Below are 26,812 nucleotides of genomic sequence, written 5' to 3' on the forward strand. Positions count from 1 at the left end.
ATTGGCATCATAGACTATTTTTTATGTTATTTATATCAATATATTTGTTTTTATGTTATTATATTTACAAAAGTTTTCAGGAGGCTTTATGGATCTGGATTATTTTCTCGATCAATATTATCAGGCGACACATATACCGGTCAGTTTTTTTCAGGACAGGGCACTTGTGAGCAAATCTTCTTTATCCCTGCAGGATTTCAACCTTCCCCTTATTCTGCTCAACGGCCTGTCTGATCCGCTTCCGGAATTATGGTACAGCTATACCTCAGAGTATCTCTATTTTGGAGGATTTACCATAGAAGAAGAAAATGGTATTCTTTTTGTCGGTCCTGTACTGCCTTCCGAGTGCCTTCCCCGTCAGGCGGAAACCATACTCCGAAGGCTCGGACGCTCTGCGAAGGACTCGGCTTCCCTGCGGGCCTATTTTGCCGGGAATATATCCTGTGATCTTTCCGCCTTACTGGCTCATCTGCGTTTTCTTCAATATGCCTTCAACAGAAAAAAAGAAGCCGATATTGCCAGGCTTCCTTTTACATGGAATATTCCTTATCCTGTTTTGGAGGATATACCCATTGAATTAAGGCAGTCCATAGACCCTGCCGATTCATGGGGAGAACGTACTCTGATTTCCTACCTGCGCTATGGCCGGCTGGATGATATGGAAAGGCTGCTGGATGAAGAATTTGTACATTCAGAGAACTGGAACACGATTCCAATCGAATATATGCGCAGCTATGTACTCAGCGCCAATGTAATGGCATCCAGGACCGCCTGTCAGTCAGGTGTTGATTTTAATCTTGCCAATGGCATTGCGTCCCATTATCTGGATAAAATTCTCCAGGTCAGGACAAAATCGGAATTATCTTATTTATTTTATGACTTTTTCCGGGACTATACCCGGCGCGTAGCCCGTATACAGCAGCTCAGCTCCCCTTCCAAAACCGTACGGCTGATTAACCAGTACATCCAGGCCCATTTATATGAAAAAATAACCCCGACCATCATTGCGGAGAACCTGCACGGAAACTGTTCCTATCTGTGCACGCACTTTCGAAAGGAAACAGGAAGAACCATTTCTGTTTTTATCCAGGAATGCAAGATTAAAGAAGCGGAACGTCTTCTGAGTTATAAAGATTTTTCGATCGTAACGATCGGGGAAATGCTTGGTTTTTCATCACAAAGCTATTTCTGCAGTGTATTTAAAAAGATTACCGGCAAGACACCAAAGGAATACAGAGCGGAATCATTTTCCTGATTCCGCTCTGTATCCGGCCTTATCGATATCATATTCCAATGAATCTCAGAATCCCTGTTCTTCAAGGCATTCCGCCGCCAAAGGCGCCCAGCGTGATGTATGCTTAAACAAAGGGGTTTCATCCTCTCCGTTATACAGCGCGCCTCCGTGAGGCCCTTCGCCAAAAGTATGCAGTTCATAAGGAACGCCCCTTCCTGCCAGCTCATAGCAAAAAAGCAATGCATGCCGGGGATCATCCTTGTGCGTCTGAAAAACAAACATAGGCGGACAGTCCGAATGAATATTTCTGACGGGATCATACTTACACCGCTCTGCCTGCTCCTTAAAGTCAAAAGCAAACATACCGGAATCCTGTATACCGCTGTCAGACATAGCTCCATAAAGGATTAAGGCGGCATCCGGCCTTGAGGAAACACGTTCCGCAGCATCCTCTGCCTGCGGATTTCCATACGAAAACTGTGTGGCTGCATAAGCGGAAAGCATGCCGCCGGCCGAAAATCCGCCGATTGCAATCTTATCCGGACATATCCCCAGCTCATCCGCATGCAGACGCAGGTACCGGATCGCCGCCAGTCCGTCCTCACCGGCGCTGATCCTCACATCCAGCTTGTCACTATCCTTCTGCTTTGCGGGATCCACATGGTAATCGAGAATGGCCACATTAATACCCGCCCTGTAAAAATACTCTGCCACTGGTTTTGCTTCATTTGAAGATTTGAACAGAAAGGCGCCCCCGGCGCACACAACAAAAATCCCTCTCCTTTTCCCCTCATGAACCGGTTTAAGCGCCAGACGGGATGTAAAGCCCATATCCGTACGAAGCTCTGTAATCACCCATCCTTCTTCCTTTATTTTTTCCATCATATCAGCCCATTTTGCCGTTTTCACTTCAGTCAGCGACGTCCAGTCCTGATCCACATAATCCGGTTTATCCATTTTTCCGCCCATACCTTTCCTTTTTCTGTCATCATACTGATTCTATTATCTGTCCTACAGACAGAATAAGCAACTTCTTTCCAACACTTCCGGCTTCCTTTTACGGCTGCCGAAGATACGAAGTGCGGAGCAGATGCGGGCAGTAACAGATGTAATACGGAAAGCCGCATACTATCAAAAATGTGATTTACTATTTATAAAATATATGGTACGTTTTATTAACAAGGCTCTTTATCAGCCGTTAAATAGGACTGTATCTGTATGCCCCGGAGGGAAATCGTATATAGGAGTGAATTACAGCGGTAAAACGTACATGGAAGGGAGTTGCAATGGAACAATTTGATGCTCTGATCAAAAAGGACGATTCAGGCAGACTGACAATCGTCGAAGTTCCGTTCGATGCAAGAACGGTATTCAATAAACCTAAAGGAACCATTTATGTAAGCGGTACAATCAATAACATTGCGTACCGAAGTAAATTACTGTCCCGGGGAGGTGGTAAATTTATTATGGTTTTGGATAAAGCCATGCAGAAGTCCATCGGGTTTGACGGGCAGGCAATGACTGCGAATATCACGATGTCTGCCGAAAATCTGCAGCCTGTCCGTGACGTTCCTGAGAAGCCTGCAGATATCACGTGTGGCATGGATGTGCTTACTGCGATAAAAACACGGCAGAGTATACGAAAATTCTCCTCCAAACCAGTCAGCCAGGATATGGTAAATACGGTTCTTTGTGCAGGTATGTGTGCCCCAACCGCTAAAAATAAGCGTCCGTATCATTTTATTGTAATAAGGGACAGACATATACTGTCAGACCTGGCCCGGCATAATCCCAATGCTGCCATGCTGGAATTCTCCGCGGGAGCGATTGTCATCTGCGGTGATAAAAACAGGGAGGGATTAAAAGAGTTCCTGTATGCAGACTGCGCCGCTGCCACACAAAACATGCTGCTCAGTATTCATGGCTTAGGGCTTGGAGGCGTTTGGTGCGGTGTGGCATCCAATTCTGAATGGCGGAAACTTCTGATTGAGCAGTTAACACTTCCCAATAAACTGGAACCCGTTTCTGTGATTGGTTTTGGGTGGCCTGATGAGGGAAAGGAATTAAATTCCCGATGGGATACGGCAATGGTTCATTATGAAAAGTGGTAGCAGGCATAATCAATTATAATAATAGGACAGTGGTTATTAACGCCGTCCTATTATTATGGTATATAAAGTTCCCATAAAATAACTTTACCTGCTCAAATGGATTATATCAGCCTTTCCTTTTATCCCTTCGCCTGTAACACTCCAAAATTTAACTGTCGCACTGTTTTCACCAGTTTTAGTAACCACGATTATATCCTTAAATCCGAATGCATCTATATTAAATACAAGTTGAACAGAAGATTTCGATATTTTGGCCGCACTGCCTACACGGCCGGATTCTCTCGTGAAAGTCCCGTCAAGCATCATGGAATCATCCGTAATCTTCGTAAAGGTAACATTCTTCCAATAGCTTCCATCTCCTGACCAGTTTCCGTTCAGCCATGATGTTAACTCCCCTAAACTGACAGAACTTTCTGCTGCCGCAGCTTTTTTCTCAGCTTCCTGCTGTTCTTGTATCTTCTTTATTTTATCCAGATATTCCGCACTGTCTTTATAATCTTTTATAGAATTAAACTCTTTAAAAGCTTCTGCATAATTTTTTGAAGACCAATATTCCAGTCCTGCCTTATATTTTAAATCATAGCACTTAACGCTCAATTCCTTTACTGATTCATTATTCGGATCCATTCCTGACAATATTTCCAGTGCCGAATCCCAGCTTCCATTTTCATAATATTCATATGCCTGTTTATAAGCATCAGTTAATTCAATATGTTCCGCTAAAAGCTCAGCAAGACATTTTTCTGAATTCCTGTACTCCCCTAACTCCATAAACAATTCCCTGGCTGACTCAGCATGAACCTCTGTTTTACTGTACAGACAGGCGATTTGATATTTGCATTCCAATAATTTTTCTTCACAGTCCATATCATCCGCCAGGCTGTTATAGATATCCTGTGCATCCAAGTAATCCTGTACGGTTTCAGCGTTTTCCAGCATAAACCCAGCCATATCAAATTTTGTTTTTTGAATCATATCTTCGCACGCTTTTCTGTCTTTTATGGAGTCCATCAATGACAGCGCTTCTTCATACTCTTCCGTACTTTCCGCGTTTTCCTTTATTCTCAATGCCTTCCGATATATGGTTTCAACCGTCTGCTGAGGGCTGTCCTTGAAGTCTCCCAGGGCGGAAAATCCCTCTATTGCTGCGTCATATTGCCCGGATTCCATCTGTTTTACTGCTTCCGCATAATGCATATTGGGGATTACTATTTTTACTGCAAGCACACCAGCCGCCAAACAGATAATAAACGCACCAGACAGTCCTGCAACAATTTTATTCTTTTTATTTCTTTCTGACTTTTGCTGTGCCTGCCGTTCCCGCATTTTTTCATCCAGATATTTTTCAGAACTGATCTCTGCCAGCTTACGCTTTTCAGCCCGACATTTTATACACTCACCGGCTGTGCCAGGATTCATGGTACCGCATGCACAATACCAATATCCATCGCTTATATAAGGTCTGACAATGCCTTCCGTCTGAAAGCCCGAAAACATTAATTCTTTTTTAAACTGTTCCGCATATATTCCAAAGGAATTGATATCCTGAGGGCCTTTTATTCCGATAAGTCTATATTCCTCTGTATTTAATGTTTCATTTTCATATATAACATTCGTTACCGTAAAAACAAAGGTTCTTACATTCTCATCATTCAGGATAATCGGTTCTCTGTCCCCGAATACTTCTCCCGGTTTTACGCTCAAATCGTTAAAAGTATGTTCCAATGCATCCACACATTTTTTTGTCCAATCCAGGCAGTCAATTCTTACTATGACCGCCCTGATTGTTCTTATATCCACACTGGCAAACTGCAGCTGCAATACATTTTTTCCTGTCGATGTGTCTCTTAACAACGCTCCCTTATTGAACATTACAGGAGAGCCGGATATCCACTGTTTCTCCCGCAGATATACAATATTTTGGTATCTGCCCATATCATATTCCTCCAATCACAGCGGCGGGAGTTCCTCTTGCTGCTTACTGCTGCCTTCCAACCATATTTTCTTATTATTTTCTTCTATTACAGCAAGTAAAAAACCAGCTGCCATACATACAATTCCTGAAATAAGGAAGCCTGCGGCCAATACAAAGTAGGCTGCTGCATATGTTCCATTAATAATATAGTTATAGGCATCTCCTCCGACATAAGCATTTTTATTCAGCATGCTGTAATCGGAATTATAATAATTTGTTATTTTATCATATCCTTTATATGTCATAACCCCAAATAAAATAATAAATACTGCCGCCAAACAAAATAAAACCTTTCCAAAATACTTTTTCATTTTTCCTCCCATTCCCGCATTTCTGCGCATTGCCAATCTGTCAGCCTTTCCTCCCCGTTAAGCCGCCAGAGTCAACAGCCAATGGAGATTAAACCATATCAAGACCATCTATATTTCCGGCTTCTTTTAAATCGCCGGTACCTCCAGTATAGATCAGAGAAAAAGATTTTCCAATACCTGATACCATTTTCTGTTACCGGAATATCACACCGTTTTCTTACCTGGGAATGGGGCAAAAAATTGTTCCGACATATAAATAAAATCTTTCATATTATTAGACAGCCATTTATCTTTATGGTAAATCAGCTGTATGGAAATATCACAATTCGGACTGTATGGAATTTTAACCAACCGTCCGCTTTCCAGTTCCTCTTTTACCGTAAATTCAGGAAGCACACATAACCCCAGGCCGCTCATCGCACTTTCCTTAATAACCTGAATGCTGCTTGTCTCAAGTACGATATGCGGAAAAACGGAATGTTCCGTCATTTCCCGTTCAAACATCCCCCGGTAGCAGCAGCCATGACCGGTAAAAATGAAAGGTATTCCGGAAAAATCCCGGATTTCCACTCTTTCTTTCTGAGTAAGGAAATGGCCCGGAGGCGCAAAAATACATATCGGTTCTTCCATCTCCATCACCGTGACAATTGACGGATCCGAGATATGCTTATCAATAGTAAAAGCGATATCTATGGAATGATTGGCAAGCAAGGCTGAAAATTCCGAAGAATCCGCAATATCCAAATGTAAATCCGTATCAGGGTGAGATTCTTTATATTGCTTAATAATTCCAGGCAGTATATAAATTCCTATCGATTCCGAAGCGCCAATCATCAGGCGTCCGCCGTTTTTTGTGTCAGCATACATATTCTCTATATTCAGTGACATTTCAGTCAGCCTCTGTGCATAAGGAACCAACTGCTCCCCCTCCGGTGTCAACGAAACAGATTTCCCGATTCTTTCAAACAGCCGTACATGTAAATCTTCCTCCAATCTTTGAATTTGTGCTGAAACACTCGATTGGGCATAGTCTAAATATTGGGCTGTTTTTGTAAAATTTTTTAATCTGCTCAATACTAAAAATGTATTTAAGTGTTTAAGTTCCATTTTATTTCCTCTCACCGTCTCTCAGCACGATATCTATCGCAAAATCCGATTGATACAATCCAAACTATCAATTATTCAGATTCTTTATTTTATGTTATCATTAGCTATAAAAATTAGCAAGGGAGATATTCTTATGTTGACTAAAGTAAATGTGGTAAGCGAAGTAAACGCACTCGGGCAGCTGTTTGTTTATAAAAAAATTGCTCGGCTGAACGAACATGTCTTAAGCGTTGTACAGGTTGAAAATCGGACATTAGACTTTCATGTCCATGACCTTTCGGATGAACTGTTTTATGTAATCGAGGGAAGTTTTGAACTGGAAACAAAGGAAGGTCTTACAAAGGTTAATCAGGGAGAATTTATTATTGTTCCGCGCAATACCTCCCACAGACCCGTTGTGGGAAAGCTGACAAAGTTTTTGATGATTGAACTGGAAGGAACCCTCAATAAAGAAAATAGCGGAGATTTGTATGAAGATTAGAAAGGATATTATTCATGCATGGAAGTCTGTTCTGTAATTCCAATAAATAGCCAGAACGAACACCGGGAAAAATAAACTCAAGAAACCGGTATAATACAACAGAATGGCACCATAGCTCTATCCATAAGGCTATGGCGCCAACTAAATGTCATATAGACAATATTATAACATTAGAGTATCTGTTAAATCATATATCATACCGGATCTACCACCTATTCCATTTGCCTGCGCACAGGCCTCACATACTTCCAGAACCGCTCCGGATCGTGATAAAAGTACAATATCCTGCCCGGGGAAGTATCATAAGAATAACCGGTGCCGGTAAAGTCAAAGGCCGCCATTGCTTCTTCAATCTTTTCTTCCACACTGCGATTTTCCTGCTCATAATCAAACGGTCCATGTTCAAAGACAAGATACTCCGCTTCCGGAACATCAAGCATGATCATTTGGGGCGGTACGTCTCCATTATAATCGGCAGGTAGACGTACGCCATAACACTCCGTACGCGGAATCCCCCAGTCGCAGAGCCGGCCCTCGGGGTCAAACATATATGCCATAATCTGGCCGCTGCTGCTGTTGGATTCAATTCCGCCATCGTCATCCAATTTGCCCTTGATGCTGTCGAGCAGTCCGCATATGGTATCACAGTCCTGCCCCGGAATAAGACTCTGTTTTTGCCAGAAATCCCAATACCCATTGCTTTCATAATTTTTAATATGCAAAAATTTGTGCGCAGGGATAGTTACAAAATAAACCTTAATTTCATCTGTTGATTTCATCATGCCAATCTCTCCAAATCCTAATAAGTAGCGGTCGAAGGTGTTGATTTTTGTACGAAGGACGACAGGCCTGGGCTCTTTTCGATATTCACTCGGTGTTACACCATATGTTCTCTTAAAGGCTCTGGTAAAAGCTTCATGTGATGAAAAGCCATAATCAAAAGCAATATCAAGAAAACTTTTTTCACTGTCCCGCACCTCTTTCAGCGCAAAGGCCAATCTTCTGAGCCGAAGATAATCTCTGAACTGCATACCTGATATTTCCCTGAATTTTCTTGTTGTATAAAATTCGGAATAACCCAGTCTGCGGGAAAGGGACTGCAGTGTCAATGCTTCATCATTATAGTTTTTAATACACTTGTCAATTTCATCAATGAAAATTTGAATTTGCTTCTGCCACTCGTACAATGCTGTTTACCTCGTTTCGACCACCCTGTATTCATTATAGAGAAACGGAAAAGCTGCCGCTTGATTTCACTTGCTAAAAAAGGAACCGGAATATACGGCCAAACGGCTGTATATTCCGGTTCTTCTTTCAATCACAATATATTATCTCACTGACACGCAGTTAAGAAAATAATTTTGTTAATTAAATCTGAGGGCCTGCAGAAACTAATGCTTTTCCTGCTTCATTACCTTCATATTTTGCAAAGTTCTTCACAAAACGCTGTGCCAGATCTTTTGCTTTGGTCTCCCAGTCAGCAACATCTGCATAGGTATCGCGAGGATCAAGGATCTTAGGATCTACGCCGGGAAGTTCTGTAGGGATTTCAAAATCAAAGTAAGGCAGCTTCTTTGTAGGAGCTTTTGCAATGGAACCATCAAGGATTGCATCGATGATACCACGTGTGTCACGGATAGAAATTCTCTTTCCGGAACCATTCCATCCTGTGTTAACAAGATATGCCTTTGCACCGCTCATCTGCATTCTCTTAACAAGCTCCTCTGCATACTTGGTAGGATGCAGTTCCAGGAAAGCCTGTCCGAAGCAAGCGGAGAAGGTAGGTGTAGGCTCTGTGATTCCACGCTCTGTACCAGCCAGTTTTGCAGTAAATCCGGACAGGAAATAATACTGTGTCTGTTCGGGAGTCAAAATGGATACAGGAGGAAGAACGCCGAATGCATCTGCAGACAGGAAGATAACATCCTTAGCTGCCGGAGCTGTTGATACAGGGCGAACGATGTTTTCAATATGGTTGATCGGATAAGATACACGAGTATTCTCGGTTACGCTCTTATCATCGAAATCAATCTTTCCGTCAGCATCAACTGTAACATTCTCAAGAAGAGCGTCACGTCTGATTGCTTTGTAGATATCAGGCTCGGATTCTTTATCAAGGTTGATAACCTTAGCATAGCATCCGCCTTCAAAGTTAAACACACCCTTGTCATCCCAGCCGTGCTCATCATCACCGATAAGAAGACGCTTAGGATCTGTTGACAGTGTGGTCTTTCCTGTTCCTGAAAGTCCGAAGAAAATCGCAGTATTCTCACCGTTCATATCGGTGTTTGCAGAACAGTGCATGGAAGCGATACCCTTCAGCGGCAGGTAATAGTTCATCATAGAGAACATACCCTTCTTCATTTCTCCGCCGTACCAGGTATTTACGATAACCTGCTCACGGCTGGTGATATTGAACATTACAGCCGTCTCAGAGTTCAGACCTAATTCTTTGTAGTTCTCAACTTTTGCCTTGGAAGCGTTGTATACAACGAAATCCGGCTCAAAGTTTTCCAGTTCTTCAGCTGTAGGCTGGATGAACATGTTGGTAACAAAATGTGCCTGCCATGCAACTTCAACGATGAAACGAATTGCCATACGGGTATCTTTATTAGCTCCGCAGAACGCATCTACAACGAAAAGTCTTTTGTCGGACAGCTCTTTCAGAGCGATATCCTTAACTGTGCTCCATGCTTCCTGGCTTGCCGGATGATTATCATTCTTATACTCATCAGAAGTCCACCATACGGTATCCTTCGAATTCTCATCCATGACAATGTATTTATCTTTAGGGGAACGTCCTGTGTAAATACCTGTCATAACATTAACAGCACCAAGTTCGCTTACCTGACCTTTTTCAAAGCCCTCGAGACCCGGTTTTGTCTCTTCTTCAAACATACAGTCATAGGAAGGGTTATGTACTATTTCTTTAACCCCGGTGATACCATATTGACTTAAATCAATATTTGCCATCTCTTGATAACCTCTCTTTCTTTTTGTCGATTCCAGTTTATTGTCTCACTTTAGTAATAATAAGTCAATATCCATCCTTTCAAAATTCGCATCAAACTTTTGAATAAATATATCAATTTTTCCCTGAATAACCGCGGTTTCCGGCATTTGCCGATAATGGGCCTCCGGCTGCGATTCCGGAGATAATTCATGAGCCCGGCTGTCTCCGTATTTCCCAAATTATTGTTCTCATATAACACTGAACCTATGCTTCCTCTCCATGGTCAGCACCGACTGGTTCCCGTACTTCCTCAGTTCCAGTTCCCCGGCTCTGTTGATCACGAAAAAACCGCCAAGCACCTGTCCCACATAGAACAGCACATCGCGGTAAGTCTCAATATCATTATCAGAATAAATGGACAGGTTCTCTGACCCGTTCGGCATCGCCTCGATCGTCGCCCTGTCCTGAGCCAAGGTTACATCACAAGCCGTACTGCAAAGTACCATGAAATCATAGGCATTACCGATGGATTCCAGGGAAGTAAAAGCCTTCTCAAATCGAACCATATAATCATAAGCCTTGATCTCCGGTCACTTCGCTTTCCTGTTCGCCTCAGCTACTTCAAAGATCCCCATCGGGATTGTTTCATAGGAACCGCCTGCAATCTGTAGATGATAAAACAACTCTACGATTGCATCTTCCAGCGTGTACCGATCAATATCCGAAAAAAGAGAAATCCCCATTTCCGCAGCACTGGCTTGTGATATATCCGCTTCCTTTGACCATATCTTTCTAATCAAAGTTGTAAACCGTCCCGGCAGTCGTCGTGATCCTACCCGTCCAGTAATATTTCCTGGTATTCGCCTTCACTGTATTTAGAAAGGCATTAGTGACAGGATACAAATGACCGCCTCCGGCTTATGTTTGCTCGCATATTCCCAGGGCTGTAAACCGTGATCATGCCCGGATGTATGCATATCTCATGAATTGTCCGGCCATTGTATATCGCATGCGCAAAACTATTTGCCAAATTGATTTGATTGCTGGCCTATCAATTTGCTTTGTTGTCGCATTCGACTTTCCCTTTTCCCCTTCAATCAAAACTCTTTTATTGTGAAGGAAACCTCCCAAAGAAATCCAGAGCGGTCTCGGAAACTCTTTAAAGCTCGGGTTTTCGCTCTTTTTTACTTTTCTCTCACATGCTTCCCTCCCAATTCCGGTAACAGTTCAGGCCGCCATAGGAATTTCTACATTTAATACACCAGTCATCTTATGGCTGGTACGCCGTTCATCAAGGCAGTAATCCCTTGAAGAATATTTTTATATTAGGAGCAATGATGCTGTGCCTCCCTGTCTACTATTCCAGCCTCTCTTAGTTGCAAAGATACCAAAAGCGAATCATGAAACAGGAAGGAGACGGCAGATAGAGCACTTTTCTCATGCTAGTATTCTACACAGGTCGTATCATATCATATTTATACAAATACATGATTTCTCTTTTTACTTGTGACTCCCCAAAATCCGAATACTTATTAATAACATCGCTCATACTCACGCTGCCAACTTCTAACATATATTTCATAATATATTCTGGCAATATAGCTTCCTCTACTGTCTGATTAAATATTGGATATTGCAAAAGTTCCTTCACAGAAGTAGTTTTCCCATACTCTGTTGCTTCAAAAATTTTTTCCTCCTTCAACATTTGTGTTGGATAATATTGAAAATCATTACAATAATCAATCATTGGAATATTCATATATTGGAAATCGCCATTTGAAACACTTGCACTTTCATATAAATCACACCATAGAGCCTCTGTCTGCTTCACGGTATTCTGAAGACTAAAATGTTCAACGGCTCTTCTTCTTGATGCCTCAGAAAAAGCCTGGCGCAAATGCGGTTTGTCAATCAATAGCTGTAACTTCTCATAATAGTCCGTACAGTCTACTGCTACACTTCTTACCTGCAGATGGCACTGGAGCATCCTTCTTCTGTTTACATTTGATGGCAGATAATCAGCTGTAGCAATATCTTCCATACAATTAGTCCATGAAGTTTTAATAAGAAACCCCGTTTCTTTTCCAACCGTATCACGATATCCATCCCAATCGCTGACAACCTGCGGAACACCACAAGCCATTGCCTCTACCGGCGTCAGTCCGAATGTTTCTTGAATATTATCTATGGGCGATGTAAATACATCACATGCGGAATATAGTTCAGACCGTTTTTCTATTTCATGATTGAATATTATACTTACATATTTTTCTATTCCAATATGCTGTGCCTCTGAATACATTTTTCCCGCATAATCTGTTCCTACATCCTGGCTGCCGGCCAATATAAGTCTCAGTTTTTTATCTTTATTGTTAAGCAGCAATTTATGAAACACATGCAACAACGGGAATAAATCCGCTTTAAAAAGATCCGAGAACCGACCAAACCATAAGATTATAAATTCATCCGTCTCAAATCCAAATTTTTTCCTGCATCGAATTTTATCGAGCGGTTTAAAATTTGATATATCCACACCAAGAGGTATCTTCTCCAAACGTATTTGATGCTTAATTGGCGATGAAACAGATAGTGTTCTGTTCACAATATCTTCCAGTCTATGAAACATATTTTCAATCGTTTTCCGTACAGATTCGGACGTACATATAACAGCATCATACGGTTTAAATGGAAGCAATAACATAGGATAAAAAAAATCCATTATAAGATGTTGCTCTGCTATTCCGTGTAAAGTAAACGTAACAGGTATATCTGATTTCATAGCTTGTCTCATAGAAATAAGAGGTATTGCATCCTCTTTCACACTATGCAATATATCCATCTTTGGGAGTCTCGATACTCCACGAAAAAGTAAATCATATTCACTGATCAAATGAATGCGTTCAGAATCTACCTTCTCATGCCTTAACATATTCTCTAATGCTGCCTGTTGTATCTGCCATGGTTCATAGAGGCAATATATCTGGTTCTCAGCAGAATAATAAAAAAAACTATTCACTAAATCAGATGCGGCTATATTATAACCTGTTATAAGCTCACCTTTAGCTATGGGATGAAAAGTATTCCCTGTCAGACAGATGTTCATAGAATCTCTCCCGTTATATTCTGAATCTTTTTATATAAATCCTCCACTGTATTAACCTGCATAAAAATGTTTGGATCAATACTACAGCCCAATTCATCCTCCAGTTCTACCAGCAAAAGCATAAATGAAAATGAATTCATATGTAAATCATCTTTCAAAGAATGTCCTTTTTCAATCTTAATATCTTCCACATCATCAACTTTGCTTATAATAGAAATAAGTCTTTCCAGCTTCATCACTTTCGTACCACCTTTTCCATAGAATTTCGTGTTAATTTTTCAGTTTGAATCGTTAAAATAAATGGATATAATGCCTCCTCTTTCATAACAGCGGTCACTTTTTCTTTTATTCCATTATTAAAATCAGATGATACGATGATAAGCTCCGGCATCGCGTATTTTCCTGAAAAATTTGTACGGAGTAAAGTTTCCTCTATACCCGGCAGTCCATTTAACCTGCTTTCAATTATTTCAGGAACACATTTAGTGCCGTTTCCAAATATAAGCATGTTATCCTTACGTCCTACAACAACTAAATTTCCATTTTTATCAAAATAGCCCATATCTCCGGTATAAAAATAACCATCTACGACTTTCTGTTTTGTCATTTCTTCGTTTTCAAAATACCCAAGCATTACCGTTGAACCAGAAACTAATATTTCTCCATCCTTAATTTTTACATCGACACATGGTATTGGTTTTCCAACTGTTCCAAAAGCAATATCCGTATCCGGCGTAACAGCCACGCAAGGAGAACATTCTGTAAGTCCATACGCAATACAGGGTAAAATGCCAAAAGCTTTCAAGCTGTATGCAGTTTGAATATTCATGGGGGCCCCGGCACATAATATTTTCTTTAGACATCCTCCCGTACTCCGGATATCCTGAGTACTTTTCAGTCTCGAACACAATGTATCCGCCAGTGCTGGAGGCATATTAATACAATGTGGCTTAAAATATTTCATAGCTTGAAAGAAATATACATTTGATTCAGGCGCATACAGACAACATCCCTGATGAAGAGGGCCAATTAAATCTGCCACTATACCAAAAAGATGCCAATACGGAAGAATGTGAATAAGACGTTCTCCCTTCCAGTAGTGGTAAATCTTCATACTATACTGGGCATCATATAACAGATTTCTCTGGCTAAGTATACATCCTTTGTTTTTTGCTGATGTACCAGAGCTAAATGCAATCGTACACGGCTCATTCGGATCAGTATTTATCAATTCATTTTCAGAGATTGGAACATTGTTCATGATCTCTTTTAGTCTTTTATCATCCACAATATAAGCAGGTTGCATATTATCCGGTATTAAATGATTTTCCGGCAACAGGCACACAATATGTTTTGTAATCACCGCTGCAATATAGATAACTGCAAATAGATACTGATCATTCAGCCCCAGCACAATATATTTGCTCCCAAGTTTCAAAAAATAACCTGCAGACTTCATTATGTCATTATAAAAATGATCATATGTACACTTCCCATTCGAGTCTTCCCAAAAAAGTAAGTCCGAAAATTTTTCTTTAGCCCCTTTTAGCATGTCTAAAAAAGTATTATAAAAAATAACTTCATACTCCATAGCTTACCTCTGATCTGAAAAAAATCTTTCATATTTTTCCATATAAAACTCTCGTGTCATAGACAACAAAATTAGATCATAATACTTGCCATTATAAAAGCGGTATTCTTTCCATATTCCCATTCTTTCAAATCCACATTGAAGTAAACTCATTAAACTTGGCGTATTATATTCATACACGTCACAATTAATTCTACGCATAGGATAATGGTAGAAAATATAATGCATCATCTGCAGACCTGCAACCGCTCCAATTCCACCGACACGCCATTGCGGAGCAATGTATATACCAATTTTGCAATGACCGTCCCTCATATGGTGTTCATAGCTATATACAAAGCCAATCAACTCATTATTATCCTCAATCACAAAAAATTCTTTATAATAAGACCTCAACTGATTTTCCAACCAGTTTTCAAACTCCCGAACGCTATTAGCAGATGTATAGGTTAAAAACATTCTTTGTTCCTCTACATCACTCATATACAGAAACATAGAGTCAAAATGTTTTCGGTTATCATACCGTACAAATTTTAACCTCTTCATTTATTACTCCTTTTCATACCTGATTTCGGGATAATAACAATTACATCCCTGATAACAAATAGTATCGTAATGATATGGCATACACATTTTCCCCAAGTATTCTGTACGGGTTTTACACTTCTTTACAATATGAATGTTCTCATTCAAATCCTTTACATCATTAAACATACTTTTACAGCCGACCGCACCATATAGACAAACCTGTCTTTTTTTCGTTTATCCAACGGAGAATAGCATAATCATTTACTACTACTTCTTTTAAAACATCCCGATTTTCCAGTTCTTATCAGGAAAAGGCACAAAATACAAATCACAAAAATACGGACCCACATACACATACTTTTCCTGTATTAAATTATTACTTTTATTTTCTTTTATATATTCTATTATATCACACATACTGTATGCGGATTATTCTTTCATCGTTATTCGCCATGCTTTCCCACAATATATCCACGCAACTCTCTCAGTTCTGCCAACCGATATGCATAGCAGCCACAACTGCATAATCCTGCCTGATATTCTTTACATCCATCACATTTTTTATTTGGCAGAACATGATATGCCAAAGCATCTATTTCCATCATAAAATGTCTCCGGATTTCATCTGTATTTCTAAAATTCAAAAGATTCACTTTATATAAATCACTTAATCCAAAACATCTTACCACCTGCAAATCCGGCAGAATATCAATGGAAGGTGTACAGATAGGATTCGTAAATAAATTGCTGCGATTTAAAACTTTCTTATATTTCTGGTAATTATTTTTATCTTCCTCACCAAACATACAAGCTGGCAGATAATTACAGTCAAAATTAGGAGCTACATTAATTTTGACAACATTATCAACAAACCTTCTGACCAGTCCTTCCATCCTGTGAAAATAGTCAAGCGGATCTATCTTCCTTCCTTCTTCCATATTAGGAACCGCAACTGAAACACGTACTTTTGTAAAACGAAATCTCTCCAGCACTTCCAACAGGTATTCATAATCCATTTGAGTGTCATATAAATTAATTCCTACTCCCACCTGTTCTCTCATATACTGATGATTCACCATTTCATCCATGTTGTCAATTATCCTGTCGAAAGCATCTCTTCCAATATTTTCCGGAGAGTTTAAGTTAATCAATATTTGAAACCTTGCATTTCTTAATTCATTAATAAATTGGTCAAGCAATATTCCATTTGTGAAAAGACAAGCTGACCTGAATGGACTATCAATAATCGCAGCCAGAATCTTATCCAATTCCGGGTGTGTGGTGGGTTCCCCTCCAATCAAACCAATTCTCTCTTTTGGATTGTACGACAGGAACTTCATACACTTCATAAAGTTTTCAAACGACATTATATCTTTCTGTTTATTTACAAATTCATTTGCGAAACAATAGCTACAATGCAAATTACATTGTTTTGTTATCATTAAGTTTGCCATTTTTTCTACCTCTTATTTTTCAAAGCAGGCCAATGAATCTTCTTTTCATTAGCCTGCCAGGGGTAAAATTACTTACCGCCGGAATAATTACTCCAGCCACCATTAGACCAATTACTTGAATAGTTGTTCCAGCCACTATTAGACCAACTACCTGAATAATTGTTCCAACCGTTATTCATCCAACCACTTGAATAATTATTCCAGCCACTATTTATCCAGTTGCTTGAATAGTTACTCCATCCATTGTTCATCCAACTTGCTTCGAGTGTCTGATGCGTCAAATTCACAATACAGTCACCAATCATCTCCTCGCTCACTTCCAATGGCATTCCTAATTTTTCTGAAAATACACTTAACCGGTCCATTTTCTCACCTCCTGTGTGTAAATTCTATTTAAAAGCCTGATGGCCTAAATAGCATTGCTATTCTATTTTCTGAGGCTTAAGTGCTCTTACTGCATTTTCTCCAAAATATTGATATGCACTATTCCAGACACCAGGGCAAAAATCCGAGACACAACAACTTCCGCATTCTTTAAAGTATACATCACAGTCGTTAACAATTTCCTCACTGCTCGATACCTCTCCATCACTTTGCTTCGGCGCACTATATTTTGAAAGTTTTCCTCTTGAAACCTTTGTGAAAAATCCCCAGTAATACGGATCCACACAGCAAAGCGGCAAATCAGCAACTGTAACCTGCGGGAATCCTCCGAATTGCTGACGTATTGACAATACTATATCTAATGCTTTTTCCAGATATTGTCCTATTTCTTTATATGCAATAGCAACTTCGGCAATTTCATCCCTATTCATACCGCAGAAATCCATTCCACACAACGTAAGCGAAGCAAAGGGTCCATATTCACGATGAACAAAATCTACAAACTCCGGCAGACGTTTATAATTCCATTTACTGATTACCTGTTTAACTGTAAAAGGAATACGTAAGGGTATTAAATTTTTTAATCCTTTTACCGTCCGGCAATAACTGCCCTTTACACCCGTTACCCGATCATGCAATTCCGGCTGATCACTGTGGATTGCAGTTGTAATATTAAAATAACTCGGATCTATGTTATCAAAATATTTATGCACATTGCTTTCTTTATGTAAAATATCTCCATTCGAAAGAATGGTAACACAAAGCTTTTTTGAAACACAATACTCAAGAATATCATGAAATCCAGGATGTAAAATAGGTTCACCTCCTGACAACGTAATATACTCAATACCATTATTCTGAATACCGGTTTCAATAGCTTCTATCATCTGTTCTGTGGGTGCGGCTTTGGCTTTACCCTCTTTTTTCCCACATGGGCAAAAATAACAGCGGTGGTTGCAATTATACCCTACTGCCAAATACATTGAATTCATCTTCATATCTCTCCATTCGTCAAATATTGTGCAAATTCGGGATCTCGAAGCAAGACTGATACTAATTTGGGATACAATGCTTTATTAAAAGCACATTCTGTTTTGTCTAATCCCTGTGGAGTACCAGTGTTATACTTCACCGCCGCCTTACAGCCTCCCCGACAGAAATACCACCATGGACATCCAGCACATTCCTTCAAATTTTTTTCTTTAAAATATTCATGATTATTTTTCACTGCATTATTAACCATACAAATATAATCACTATCATCAACATTACCAGTGCAATAATCATTATAGTCACTTAACTCACAGGGGTATACTTTCCCGATGGAATCAATGGAAAGCATCCGATATCCACCATGGCACCCATAAGCATTGCATATATTATTATTAGGTCGGTGCATGAGATTAAGCATACGCTGCGCAATATTTTGTTCTACCAAAGGAATACGCTTTTTATATAATTCAAAAAGACATGACAGTAATTCATCTATATATCCGTCAAATTCATCTAAATCTGGCGCCAGATCCAGATTTCGACTATTCTTCCGCATCATATTTAATTTTATACTATTTAATGATAATCCAACAAAATACTCAATTATTTCAGGAAGATATTTGATCGTATACTTTGTAACAACAGTAATAGTGCCGAACCCCTGATAACCCGCCGAACGGAGATTTGTAATACCACGTTCCACTTTTTCTAATGATCCTTGGCCCCCAATAAATGGTCTCTGTAAATTATGTACTTTCTCATTACCATCAATGCTGATTCCTAATTCGATATGATTCTCGAACAACATTTTCGCAACATCTTCTGTTATTAAAGTTGCATTGGTTTCCATGACAATCTGCGGAAAAAGATTAGCTTCCTCAAATCGTTTTCGAATTTGAATAATCAATGACAGACAAATCAATGGTTCTCCGCCCCAGGCCTGTATACTTAATTTTAATGAAGGGTTGTTTTTCCAATATTCAATCAAAGAATCACAAATTTTATTAATCATTTCTGGTGTCATCTCCGGATAATCATCTGCAAATTCCCGAAAACAATATTTACATGCCAGATTACATTTCTTTGTCAGATCTATTAAGAAAAACTCCGGACGTACCATCTCAGAACACATTGAAACATCCCGGCTTTTATCAAAGCTTGCTAATCCTCTCTGTACCATCAAAAATGTTAATTCATCTGTAAGAGTATGTTTTTCAATTTTTTCCAGCAGTTCCTGCTCCATGCCAAGAACAGTTCCCACCTCCGGTCTGATCACCATACATTCAGTATTTTCAACAAAAGCAATCATATCATAGATCTTAAGTTTCCCTTTCTGATAGCCACTTATATATTTACTCTTCATTACTCCAGCACCCCCATACGAAGCCAGTTATTGACCGTTTTCTGAGCTTCTTCTGCTGACATATTCTGCTTAAAATACGCTAACAATACCTGTTCACCAACCCCCATATACAATAATTCAAGCAATTCCTGTGCCCATGCAGGCTTACAATTAATTTTAATAATACAATTAAATAATGTCTGTCGAATTAACAATTTATCATTGTCAATCATAATATCCGTATATGGTGACAGATAAAACTTTCCATTTTGATGTTCTGAATAAATTCTAAACATATTGTTCACCTCAAAAGTTCTAACAATTTTCTGGAGAATTCTATTGCACTTATATCACGTCTTGTTATATCTGGACATAAAACCATTTTAAGGAGATTCACAAATTTTGATTGCCTTTCCTTGGACCAATTCTCTATAAACGGCATCAGTAAAGATAATGTTTTACATTCATTATAAGATACACCACAAATTTTTTTAAAAAGCATGGCTGCCAAACTATATACATCACTGTTCACCCCTACATCCCTGCCACGCCCTTCCAATAATTCCGGTGGTGCCGTTTCACTTGAACAATAGAACTTGCTTTTCTTTCTGGCAAAAGATAATCGAACCATACTATCAAAATCAACAAGCTGAATATGTTCTTCACTTTCTGTAGCATTTATCACAAAATTTGATGCTTTCACATCCATCACCAGCCATCCGGTTCGATGAATTCTATAAACAATCTCTGCAATTTTACTGCATCTGATTATTAATTCTTCCAAGCTCTCACCTGCATAACATGACCAGTCTTTTCCACTTATATTTTCATATAAAGCGTACAAAGTTCCATTAGTACGAAACAAACCAACATTTTGCGACACACAATCATTAACAGCCAGATTTCTTTGCAGTAACCGGTTTTTATATATAGATAATAAAAATTGCAGTTTCACTCGCTGCCATTTAAATTTGTCAATAATTCTCAAGCGATATAAAACTGCACCAGTACTATCACGCTTGATCACTCTCTGTTCACTCAATCCCTCTGGAAATAGTTCTTTTAGTATATATGATCTGTCTCTATATTCAACCTTATAAACAAAAGCATTCGTTCCATACGCTAAAAGTTCTTTAATTTTAATCTGTTCATTCTTTATAGATAGACTGTGTATCTCATATGCACATAAATTCATATCCGTTCTCATATTAAAAACATCCTCATTATGGATAATATAATACCAAAATTTTATATTATTGCATAGCATTCCATGCCATTTTACCACTGATCCAGTTGTTTCTTGCAAACTGACTGATGAGCTTTATAATGATAAAATCATTCTTTCCTTTTTCACAGTCTATAATCATGGAATGTAGCCTATCCCGCCTTTCTTGCTTGATCCCTGTAATTTCTTCATCATAAATAAAGATCTGCAAATTCTCATTCGTCATTGGATTCAGCCTACTCTTCGCAGTGAGTTCTTTGAGTCTGCAGGCTAATCAGTTGATCATCACTTACCGTATATACCCTGCCTGACCATATCCAGGGGTGCAGCTTAGCTCCTTTGCAGGGTCTTGCCCTATGAAAATTATTCCTGCCGACTACTAGCTCATTCTTTATTTTAAGCCTTACTGACCTGTTATTATTCCTGTACCAGCACCTCTCGGTGGACGTTTTCCCGGTTCATTCCTGATATTTCCCTGTCCCGCCTCCAGCACCAGCCAGCCCTTTGGTTAAAATGGGCCTTTTTATGGATTCTGACGGTATCCCCCTGACTATGTGTCTTACATCCGGATCCGATAACGAACAGACGACAGCCATTCCGTCAGAGAAAAAACTTGCCGCCATGTTAAACGGGAAAAAGCTTATTTACTGTACGGATGCAGAGATTGGTTCCCACAATATTAGAAATTTTAATTCTATGGGGGGACATCTGTCTTTAATGACTGTGATTACCGCCTGTTATCCTCAGATCAGGAAATAAACATTGCGGATATGAAAGCCTTCGATAAAAATGCACCTGAAAATAAAAAACGGTATCAAGATAAGACTTATAAAATAATCCCTGCTGACAAGGCAATGGATTTAGGTTTTCATGAAGAAAAGGGGTTAAAGAACGGAAGGGCACGGAAAGTAAAATCAAAAGCTGTTGTCCATCAGAAAGTTATCGTTACATTCTCAATGAAAATGATGGAATACCAGCGTTTTATAAGAAATCGTCAGATATAACTTGTTAAAAATCTGTTACATAACCTTGACCCTGAGACTTACAAAAAGAGACCGAATGATATAACCGGATTTATTAAAAGGGCTTCATCTGTAAAATCAGGTGAGAAGGTGAAGGATTTATACCTTTTAAATCAGGAAGTGATTAATGAAGAAGAAAAATACGATGGTTACTATGCTGTTGCAACAAATCTTGATGATCCCGCTAAAGATATCATTACGCACTTCATGATATAGCACACGGCATTGCTGATTTACAGACTTCTTGAGAAAAACCGGATATAAACGAAACCCATTTTACAGTAGAAAACATCGTAGAAACCCTCATAAGTATGGAAGTCGCGAACTTGGAGGATATCTGCTATATGTCTACCTACACCTGTTCCCAGGTATCGAGGTTACAAATGGCGTAGGTAAGCCATTGGTAGCCTCTTGATTTTTTTGAAATGAAAGAAACGGGATAATACAGGATTGTAAACAATAAAACAGACAATTAGAAATATATATAAATTAAATTTTAAGCCGTCTGCCATCTGAATTTTTTCATTTCATCTGTCTTTATCCTATATCATCTGTGGAATGGCCAAAAAACAAGTCCAAAAAAGCTCATTTATCGCTTCATTTACAGCCTCATTTTTCTTCAAAGCCACAACATCTTGTGGTTTAGTCCCTGTTTTTATCTTGGCAACCACAAAACGTCAACTGTATCACCACCTCCACGTTCCCGGTCCAAGGGAACTGGTCCACCGCCACCGCCTTCTCCACCACATACCCATTGCCCAGCAGCACTTCCAAATCCCTCGCCAGGCTGGTAGGCTTACAGGAAATATACACCATCCTGTCCACTCCATACTTGATAATCTTCTGAAGAGCCCTGGGATGAATTCCGTCTCTGGGCGGATCCAGTATAATAAAATCAGGCTTCTCCTCAATTTCATCCAGAACCTTCAGCACATCTCCTGCAATGAATTCACAGTTATCCAGCCCGTTCAGCATGGCGTTCTTCTTTGCAGCCTCCACCGCTTCCTCCACGATTTCCACGCCGATCACCTTCTTCGCAACGGGTGCCATAAGCTGGGCGATGGTTCCTGTTCCGCTGTATAAATCATAAACCACGCAGTCTTCCTTATCCAGATTGCCGATATATTCCCTGGCCGTCTGATATAATACCTCCGCTCCATAACTGTTTGTCTGGAAAAAGGAAAAAACGGATACCTTGAATTTCAAGCCCAGCAATTCCTCATAGAAATAATCTTGTCCATACAGAACAGAAGTACGGTCACTTTTTACCACATCAGCCACCGAATCATTTTCAATATGAAGGATCCCTGCTATTTTTCCCTGTAAGGGGAGAGCCAGCAGCATATCCCGGAAAGGAGCCAGATCTCTTTCTTCCTGGGTTGTAGTCACAAGGGCAATCAGGATTTCACCCGTATGGGAAGCCTTTCTTACCAACAGATGACGCAGATACCCCACATGAGTGAGCCTGTGGAAAAAGGGAGCCTTTTCTTCTGTAAAATAAGCCAGCGTTCCCTGCAGGATCTGTCTGTAATCCTCATCCACTATGCGGCAGTCCTTCACGGAAACAATATCATAAAAGCTCCCTCTCTTGTGCATTCCCAAAGCCAGGGGGCCGTCCTTTACCTCATCTCCGAAGGAAAATTCCATTTTATTCCGGTATCCAAACTGTACAGGACTGGCTTTGATGGGTTCAAATTCCCATGGCTGTTCCTGCCTGAAAAGCACACTGTCCAATAATTCTTTCACCTGTTTTTCTTTCAGGCCGAGCTGTTTTTCATAAGGCAGGGCCAGGTATGTACAGCCGCCGCAGTTTCCGAAATGGGGGCAGGGAGCCTGAATCTCGTCGGGTGAAGGCGCAAGAACCTGCAGTACCCTTCCTTCCCCTTTTCCCTTCCTTACCTTTGTTATCATAAGGGATAAATGCTGTCCGGGGAGTACATTTTTCACCGTACAGAATTCTTCCTTTTCTTCCGCCTGTATACAGCTTCTTTCCTCCGTGCCATTTTCCCTCATACTGCTCTTTGCTTCCGCATCGGCAGACGCAGGCATCAGCTTCACATTCCCCTTATTCGGGAACTTAACATCCATTACAATCCCTTCTCTGATCTGTCCTTTTTTCATATCGCCCTCTCATTTATTAGATCTGTTAATTAAAAGACCTGAAAAACGGGATGCCTCAGCATCCCGTCTTCTGTTGATACTTTTATTCTTCACTTGTTTCATCATCGGATGTCGTATCGTCATCGGATGCCTTGGCATTGTCTTCTGTTGTATCGGCGCCTTCTTCATCCTCATCTTCAAAAAATTCATCGTCGAAATCATCATCGAAATCGTCATCAAAATCTTCCAGATAATCAGGCGTAAGATAACGGTACACCGCATAAGCAATTCCTGCTACTGCCGCAATTGCACCAATTATTGCAAGAATCCAGAGCACTGTATTGCCGCTGTCTTTCTTTTCTTCTTTTTTGCCAAGGAGTTCGTTTACTTTCATCATTTCTAATACCTCATCCAGCTTTCCCATGCAAACCATCCTTTCTTCCCTGCTACTAGTATGCTTAAATACTGTTCTTATCATACCACTTTTTACATTTCTTTACTATTAATTTTTCATGAAATTACTATGAATTAACATTTCAGGAAATAACAGCCAGCCGTTTATATCTTTTTCAATTTAGCAAAGGCCGCATACATGATCTTCTGTCCGGCGCCGTCAAAATTGACAGTCACCTGATAATCCCTGGGGCCATCCACAATACGCAGAACCGAGCCTTCCCCATACTTGATATGGCGGACTCTGTCTCCCACACCATATTCCAGGCTGGCCTGTTTGGCGCCTGCGCCTTTGCTTAAGCCGTTCACCCCTGCAAGACTTCCCAGGCCCTGGGCAATAAACGGTTTATTTTCCTCAGCCGTCCGCTTCGGCTTCACCACAGCCTTCGGCCTCCAGTCTCCTGATTGGGCTCCGCCGCCGTAATTGCCCCCATAAGGAGCCGTCTGGAATCTGGCTTTGCTTTCAGGATTCTCCCTGTATTCCTCAAAATCCACTTTCTTTTTAAAGACAGGAGGCTTATTATCCAGCAGTTCATCCGGGACTTCCCTCACAAAGCGGCTCACGGGATTATACTGGGTCTCTCCCCGAAGCATTCTCTGTTTTGCACAGGTAATGGTGAGATCCTCCTTCGCCCTGGTTATCCCCACATAGGCCAGCCTGCGCTCCTCTTCCACAGCGGAAGGATCATCTGACGTAATGGTCATATAGCTGGGGAACACACCATCCTCCATACCGGCCAGATATACATGAGGAAATTCCAGGCCTTTTGCGGAATGGATAGTCATGAGCAGCACACGGTTATCATCGGCGTCCACACCGTCTATATCGGCAACCAGCGCCACTTCCTCCAAAAACTCACTTAAAGAGGGCTCGTCATGACTCTCCTCATAAGCAACTACTTTACTCACCAGTTCATCTATATTCCGGATCCGATCCTCGGCATCCTCATCATCGGACTCTTCCAGCTCCTTCACATATCCGGTCGTTTCCATCACATCATTTATCAGTTCTTCCAGGCTGTAATATTCCAGCTTACTTCTGAAGGACTGAATCATAGTCACAAAAGGCTTCAGTTTTACGGCACTCTTACCGATACTCATGATCTGATCCGCTTCCCGAAGAGCATCATAAAAGCTGATTCCCCGTGCATCGGCATATTCCTGCACCCGGAGAATGGTCGTTGCGCCGATTCCTCTTTTGGGTACATTGATGATGCGCCTTACCGCCAGATCATCCCTGCCGTTGTCAATTGTTTTCAGATAGGCCAGTATATCCTTGATTTCCCGGCGGGAATAAAAGTTCACGCCTCCCACCACATCATAAGGTATGCCTTCCATTATAAAGCGTTCCTCCAGCATACGGGACTGGGCATTGGTACGGTACAAAACCGCGCAGTCCTTGTATTCCGCCTTGCCATATTTTTTCTTTTTCCCGATCTCACCGGCAATGAATTCTGCTTCCTCATAGGCCGTGTCAAACTGGCGGAAATGGATCTGATCCCCTTCTCCCTTATCTGTCCAAAGGGCCTTGTCCTTTCGTTCCACATTATTGCGGATGACAGTGTTGGCCGCATCCAGAATAGTCTGTGTGGAACGATAATTCTGCTCCAGCTTGATGACCTCCGCTTCCGGAAATACCTTTTCAAAATCCAGGATATTGCTGATATTTGCCCCCCTGAATTTATAAATGGACTGATCATCATCCCCCACCACGCAGAGATTTCTGTATTTGCCCGCCAGCAGGCGCACCAATTCAAACTGTGCTGTGTTCGTATCCTGATACTCGTCCACCATGATGTAACGGAAACGCTCCTGGTAATAATCCAGCACATCCGGGCAAATCCGGAACAGTTCCACTGTTTTTCCGATCAGATCATCAAAATCAAGGGCATTATTTTTGCGCAGAACCCCCTGGTATTCCTTGTATACGGAGGCCACCTTCTGCTTTCCGTAATCCCCCATTGCCTTCAGCTCATATTCCTCCGGAGAAATCAAATCATTTTTAGCCGAGGAAATGGCGGAAAGCAGAGCGCGTTCTTTATATTGTTTGGTATCGATTTCCAGACGCTTGCACACATCCTTCATGATATTTTTGGAATCATCGGTATCATAAATAGTAAAATTATTGCCGAAACCCAGCCGCTCTATGTATCTGCGCAGAATCCGCACACAGGTGGAATGGAACGTGGATACCCATATGCTTTCCGAACCGAAGCCCACAATATCATCCACTCTTTCCCTCATTTCACCCGCGGCCTTATTGGTAAAGGTAATTGCCAGGATATTCCAGGGATTCACGTTTTTATTTTCTATCAGGTAAGCGACACGGTGAGTCAGCACACGGGTCTTACCGCTTCCCGCACCTGCAAGGATCAGTACGGGGCCGTCCGTATGGAAAACAGCCTCCTGCTGCCTGTCATTCAAGGAATCATAAATGCTCATTTT

At 40.6% G+C, this 26,812-nt stretch carries 24 protein-coding genes and 1 pseudogene; 4 read left to right on the plus strand and 21 right to left on the minus strand.

Annotated elements, in window-relative coordinates:
* The first annotated feature begins 88 nt into the window (after positions 1-88).
* Complete coding sequence (locus BLA28_RS09655) at positions 89-1,255, plus strand: helix-turn-helix transcriptional regulator (RefSeq protein WP_069156834.1); 1,167 nt, start codon at positions 89-91, stop codon at positions 1,253-1,255.
* 45 nt (positions 1,256-1,300) lie between these two features.
* Here the strand turns inward: BLA28_RS09655 and BLA28_RS09660 are convergent, their stop codons facing one another.
* Positions 1,301-2,191 carry an alpha/beta hydrolase gene (locus BLA28_RS09660; RefSeq protein ID WP_169897227.1) on the minus strand — a complete coding sequence of 297 codons (891 nt, stop codon included), beginning with the start codon at positions 2,189-2,191 and terminating at the stop codon, positions 1,301-1,303.
* A gap of 329 nt (positions 2,192-2,520) precedes the next feature.
* Here BLA28_RS09660 and BLA28_RS09665 point away from each other — a divergent pair, with 329 nt between their 5' ends.
* Positions 2,521-3,345: a nitroreductase family protein gene (locus BLA28_RS09665; RefSeq protein ID WP_069156832.1), complete on the plus strand. Its 825-nt coding sequence runs from the start codon at positions 2,521-2,523 to the stop codon at positions 3,343-3,345.
* Between the two features lie 84 nt (positions 3,346-3,429).
* On the opposite strand, the gene BLA28_RS09670 is transcribed toward BLA28_RS09665, so the two are convergent.
* From BLA28_RS09670 to BLA28_RS09680, 3 genes are all read right to left on the minus strand, one after another.
* A complete protein-coding gene (locus tag BLA28_RS09670) occupies positions 3,430-5,280 on the minus strand; it encodes a tetratricopeptide repeat protein (protein WP_141702902.1) in 1,851 nt (616 codons plus the stop codon).
* A gap of 15 nt (positions 5,281-5,295) precedes the next feature.
* A complete protein-coding gene (locus BLA28_RS09675; protein ID WP_069157349.1) occupies positions 5,296-5,631 on the minus strand; it encodes a hypothetical protein in 336 nt (111 codons plus the stop codon).
* Between the two features lie 204 nt (positions 5,632-5,835).
* The gene (locus BLA28_RS09680; RefSeq protein ID WP_069156830.1) at positions 5,836-6,738 is read right to left on the minus strand and encodes a LysR family transcriptional regulator; all 903 of its coding nucleotides are present in this window, start codon (positions 6,736-6,738) and stop codon (positions 5,836-5,838) included.
* Positions 6,739-6,871: 133 nt separating this feature from the next.
* Between BLA28_RS09680 and BLA28_RS09685 the strand changes: the two genes are divergently transcribed.
* On the plus strand, positions 6,872-7,219 hold the full coding sequence (locus tag BLA28_RS09685; RefSeq protein ID WP_069156829.1) for a cupin domain-containing protein: 348 nt from the start codon (positions 6,872-6,874) through the stop codon (positions 7,217-7,219).
* A gap of 212 nt (positions 7,220-7,431) precedes the next feature.
* Here BLA28_RS09685 and BLA28_RS09690 read toward each other — a convergent pair whose 3' ends face one another.
* From BLA28_RS09690 to BLA28_RS09765, 14 genes and pseudogenes are all read right to left on the minus strand, one after another.
* Positions 7,432-8,406 carry a helix-turn-helix transcriptional regulator gene (locus tag BLA28_RS09690; RefSeq protein WP_069156828.1) on the minus strand — a complete coding sequence of 325 codons (975 nt, stop codon included), beginning with the start codon at positions 8,404-8,406 and terminating at the stop codon, positions 7,432-7,434.
* A gap of 181 nt (positions 8,407-8,587) precedes the next feature.
* On the minus strand, positions 8,588-10,192 hold the full coding sequence (pckA, locus tag BLA28_RS09695; RefSeq protein ID WP_009255570.1) for a phosphoenolpyruvate carboxykinase (ATP): 1,605 nt from the start codon (positions 10,190-10,192) through the stop codon (positions 8,588-8,590).
* A gap of 237 nt (positions 10,193-10,429) precedes the next feature.
* Positions 10,430-11,075: pseudogene (locus tag BLA28_RS34650) on the minus strand (hypothetical protein); the annotation flags it as partial.
* Between the two features lie 547 nt (positions 11,076-11,622).
* Positions 11,623-13,275, minus strand: a complete 1,653-nt coding sequence (locus BLA28_RS09715; protein ID WP_069156824.1) for a glycosyltransferase family 4 protein — start codon at positions 13,273-13,275, stop codon at positions 11,623-11,625.
* Complete coding sequence (locus BLA28_RS09720) at positions 13,272-13,511, minus strand: phosphopantetheine-binding protein (protein WP_069156823.1); 240 nt, start codon at positions 13,509-13,511, stop codon at positions 13,272-13,274. Before BLA28_RS09720 ends, BLA28_RS09715 begins: the two co-directional genes overlap by 4 nt.
* Positions 13,511-14,866: an AMP-binding protein gene (locus tag BLA28_RS09725; protein ID WP_069156822.1), complete on the minus strand. Its 1,356-nt coding sequence runs from the start codon at positions 14,864-14,866 to the stop codon at positions 13,511-13,513. The genes BLA28_RS09720 and BLA28_RS09725 overlap by 1 nt, the downstream gene beginning before the upstream one ends.
* Before the next feature lie 3 nt (positions 14,867-14,869).
* Positions 14,870-15,412, minus strand: coding sequence for a GNAT family N-acetyltransferase (locus BLA28_RS09730; protein ID WP_069156821.1), 543 nt, complete (start codon positions 15,410-15,412; stop codon positions 14,870-14,872).
* A 425-nt stretch (positions 15,413-15,837) separates the two neighbouring features.
* Positions 15,838-16,848: a radical SAM protein gene (locus BLA28_RS09735; RefSeq protein ID WP_071699083.1), complete on the minus strand. Its 1,011-nt coding sequence runs from the start codon at positions 16,846-16,848 to the stop codon at positions 15,838-15,840.
* 68 nt (positions 16,849-16,916) lie between these two features.
* Entirely contained in the window at positions 16,917-17,213 is a 297-nt protein-coding gene (locus BLA28_RS09740; protein WP_069156819.1) for a hypothetical protein, read from the minus strand.
* Positions 17,214-17,270: 57 nt separating this feature from the next.
* Complete coding sequence (locus BLA28_RS09745; protein WP_071699084.1) at positions 17,271-18,224, minus strand: radical SAM protein; 954 nt, start codon at positions 18,222-18,224, stop codon at positions 17,271-17,273.
* Between the two features lie 2 nt (positions 18,225-18,226).
* The gene (locus BLA28_RS09750) at positions 18,227-19,588 is read right to left on the minus strand and encodes a radical SAM/SPASM domain-containing protein (RefSeq protein ID WP_069156817.1); all 1,362 of its coding nucleotides are present in this window, start codon (positions 19,586-19,588) and stop codon (positions 18,227-18,229) included.
* Complete coding sequence (locus BLA28_RS09755; protein ID WP_069156816.1) at positions 19,588-19,863, minus strand: hypothetical protein; 276 nt, start codon at positions 19,861-19,863, stop codon at positions 19,588-19,590. The genes BLA28_RS09750 and BLA28_RS09755 overlap by 1 nt, the downstream gene beginning before the upstream one ends.
* A gap of 5 nt (positions 19,864-19,868) precedes the next feature.
* Positions 19,869-20,774 carry a protein kinase domain-containing protein gene (locus BLA28_RS09760; protein ID WP_069156815.1) on the minus strand — a complete coding sequence of 302 codons (906 nt, stop codon included), beginning with the start codon at positions 20,772-20,774 and terminating at the stop codon, positions 19,869-19,871.
* A gap of 46 nt (positions 20,775-20,820) precedes the next feature.
* Positions 20,821-21,018: a hypothetical protein gene (locus tag BLA28_RS09765; protein WP_069156814.1), complete on the minus strand. Its 198-nt coding sequence runs from the start codon at positions 21,016-21,018 to the stop codon at positions 20,821-20,823.
* A gap of 544 nt (positions 21,019-21,562) precedes the next feature.
* Between BLA28_RS09765 and BLA28_RS33355 the strand changes: the two genes are divergently transcribed.
* A complete protein-coding gene (locus BLA28_RS33355; protein ID WP_069156812.1) occupies positions 21,563-21,796 on the plus strand; it encodes a hypothetical protein in 234 nt (77 codons plus the stop codon).
* A gap of 660 nt (positions 21,797-22,456) precedes the next feature.
* On the opposite strand, the gene rlmD is transcribed toward BLA28_RS33355, so the two are convergent.
* The 3 genes from rlmD to pcrA form a co-directional block, all read right to left on the minus strand.
* Positions 22,457-23,935 carry a 23S rRNA (uracil(1939)-C(5))-methyltransferase RlmD gene (rlmD, locus tag BLA28_RS09780; RefSeq protein WP_081329920.1) on the minus strand — a complete coding sequence of 493 codons (1,479 nt, stop codon included), beginning with the start codon at positions 23,933-23,935 and terminating at the stop codon, positions 22,457-22,459.
* An 82-nt stretch (positions 23,936-24,017) separates the two neighbouring features.
* Complete coding sequence (locus BLA28_RS09785; RefSeq protein ID WP_044967199.1) at positions 24,018-24,338, minus strand: hypothetical protein; 321 nt, start codon at positions 24,336-24,338, stop codon at positions 24,018-24,020.
* A 134-nt stretch (positions 24,339-24,472) separates the two neighbouring features.
* The gene (gene pcrA, locus BLA28_RS09790) at positions 24,473-26,809 is read right to left on the minus strand and encodes a DNA helicase PcrA (RefSeq protein WP_009255573.1); all 2,337 of its coding nucleotides are present in this window, start codon (positions 26,807-26,809) and stop codon (positions 24,473-24,475) included.
* Positions 26,810-26,812: the final 3 nt, after the last annotated feature.

The sequence above is a fragment of the Eisenbergiella tayi genome (genome assembly GCF_001881565.1).
GTDB lineage: Bacteria > Bacillota > Clostridia > Lachnospirales > Lachnospiraceae > Eisenbergiella > Eisenbergiella tayi.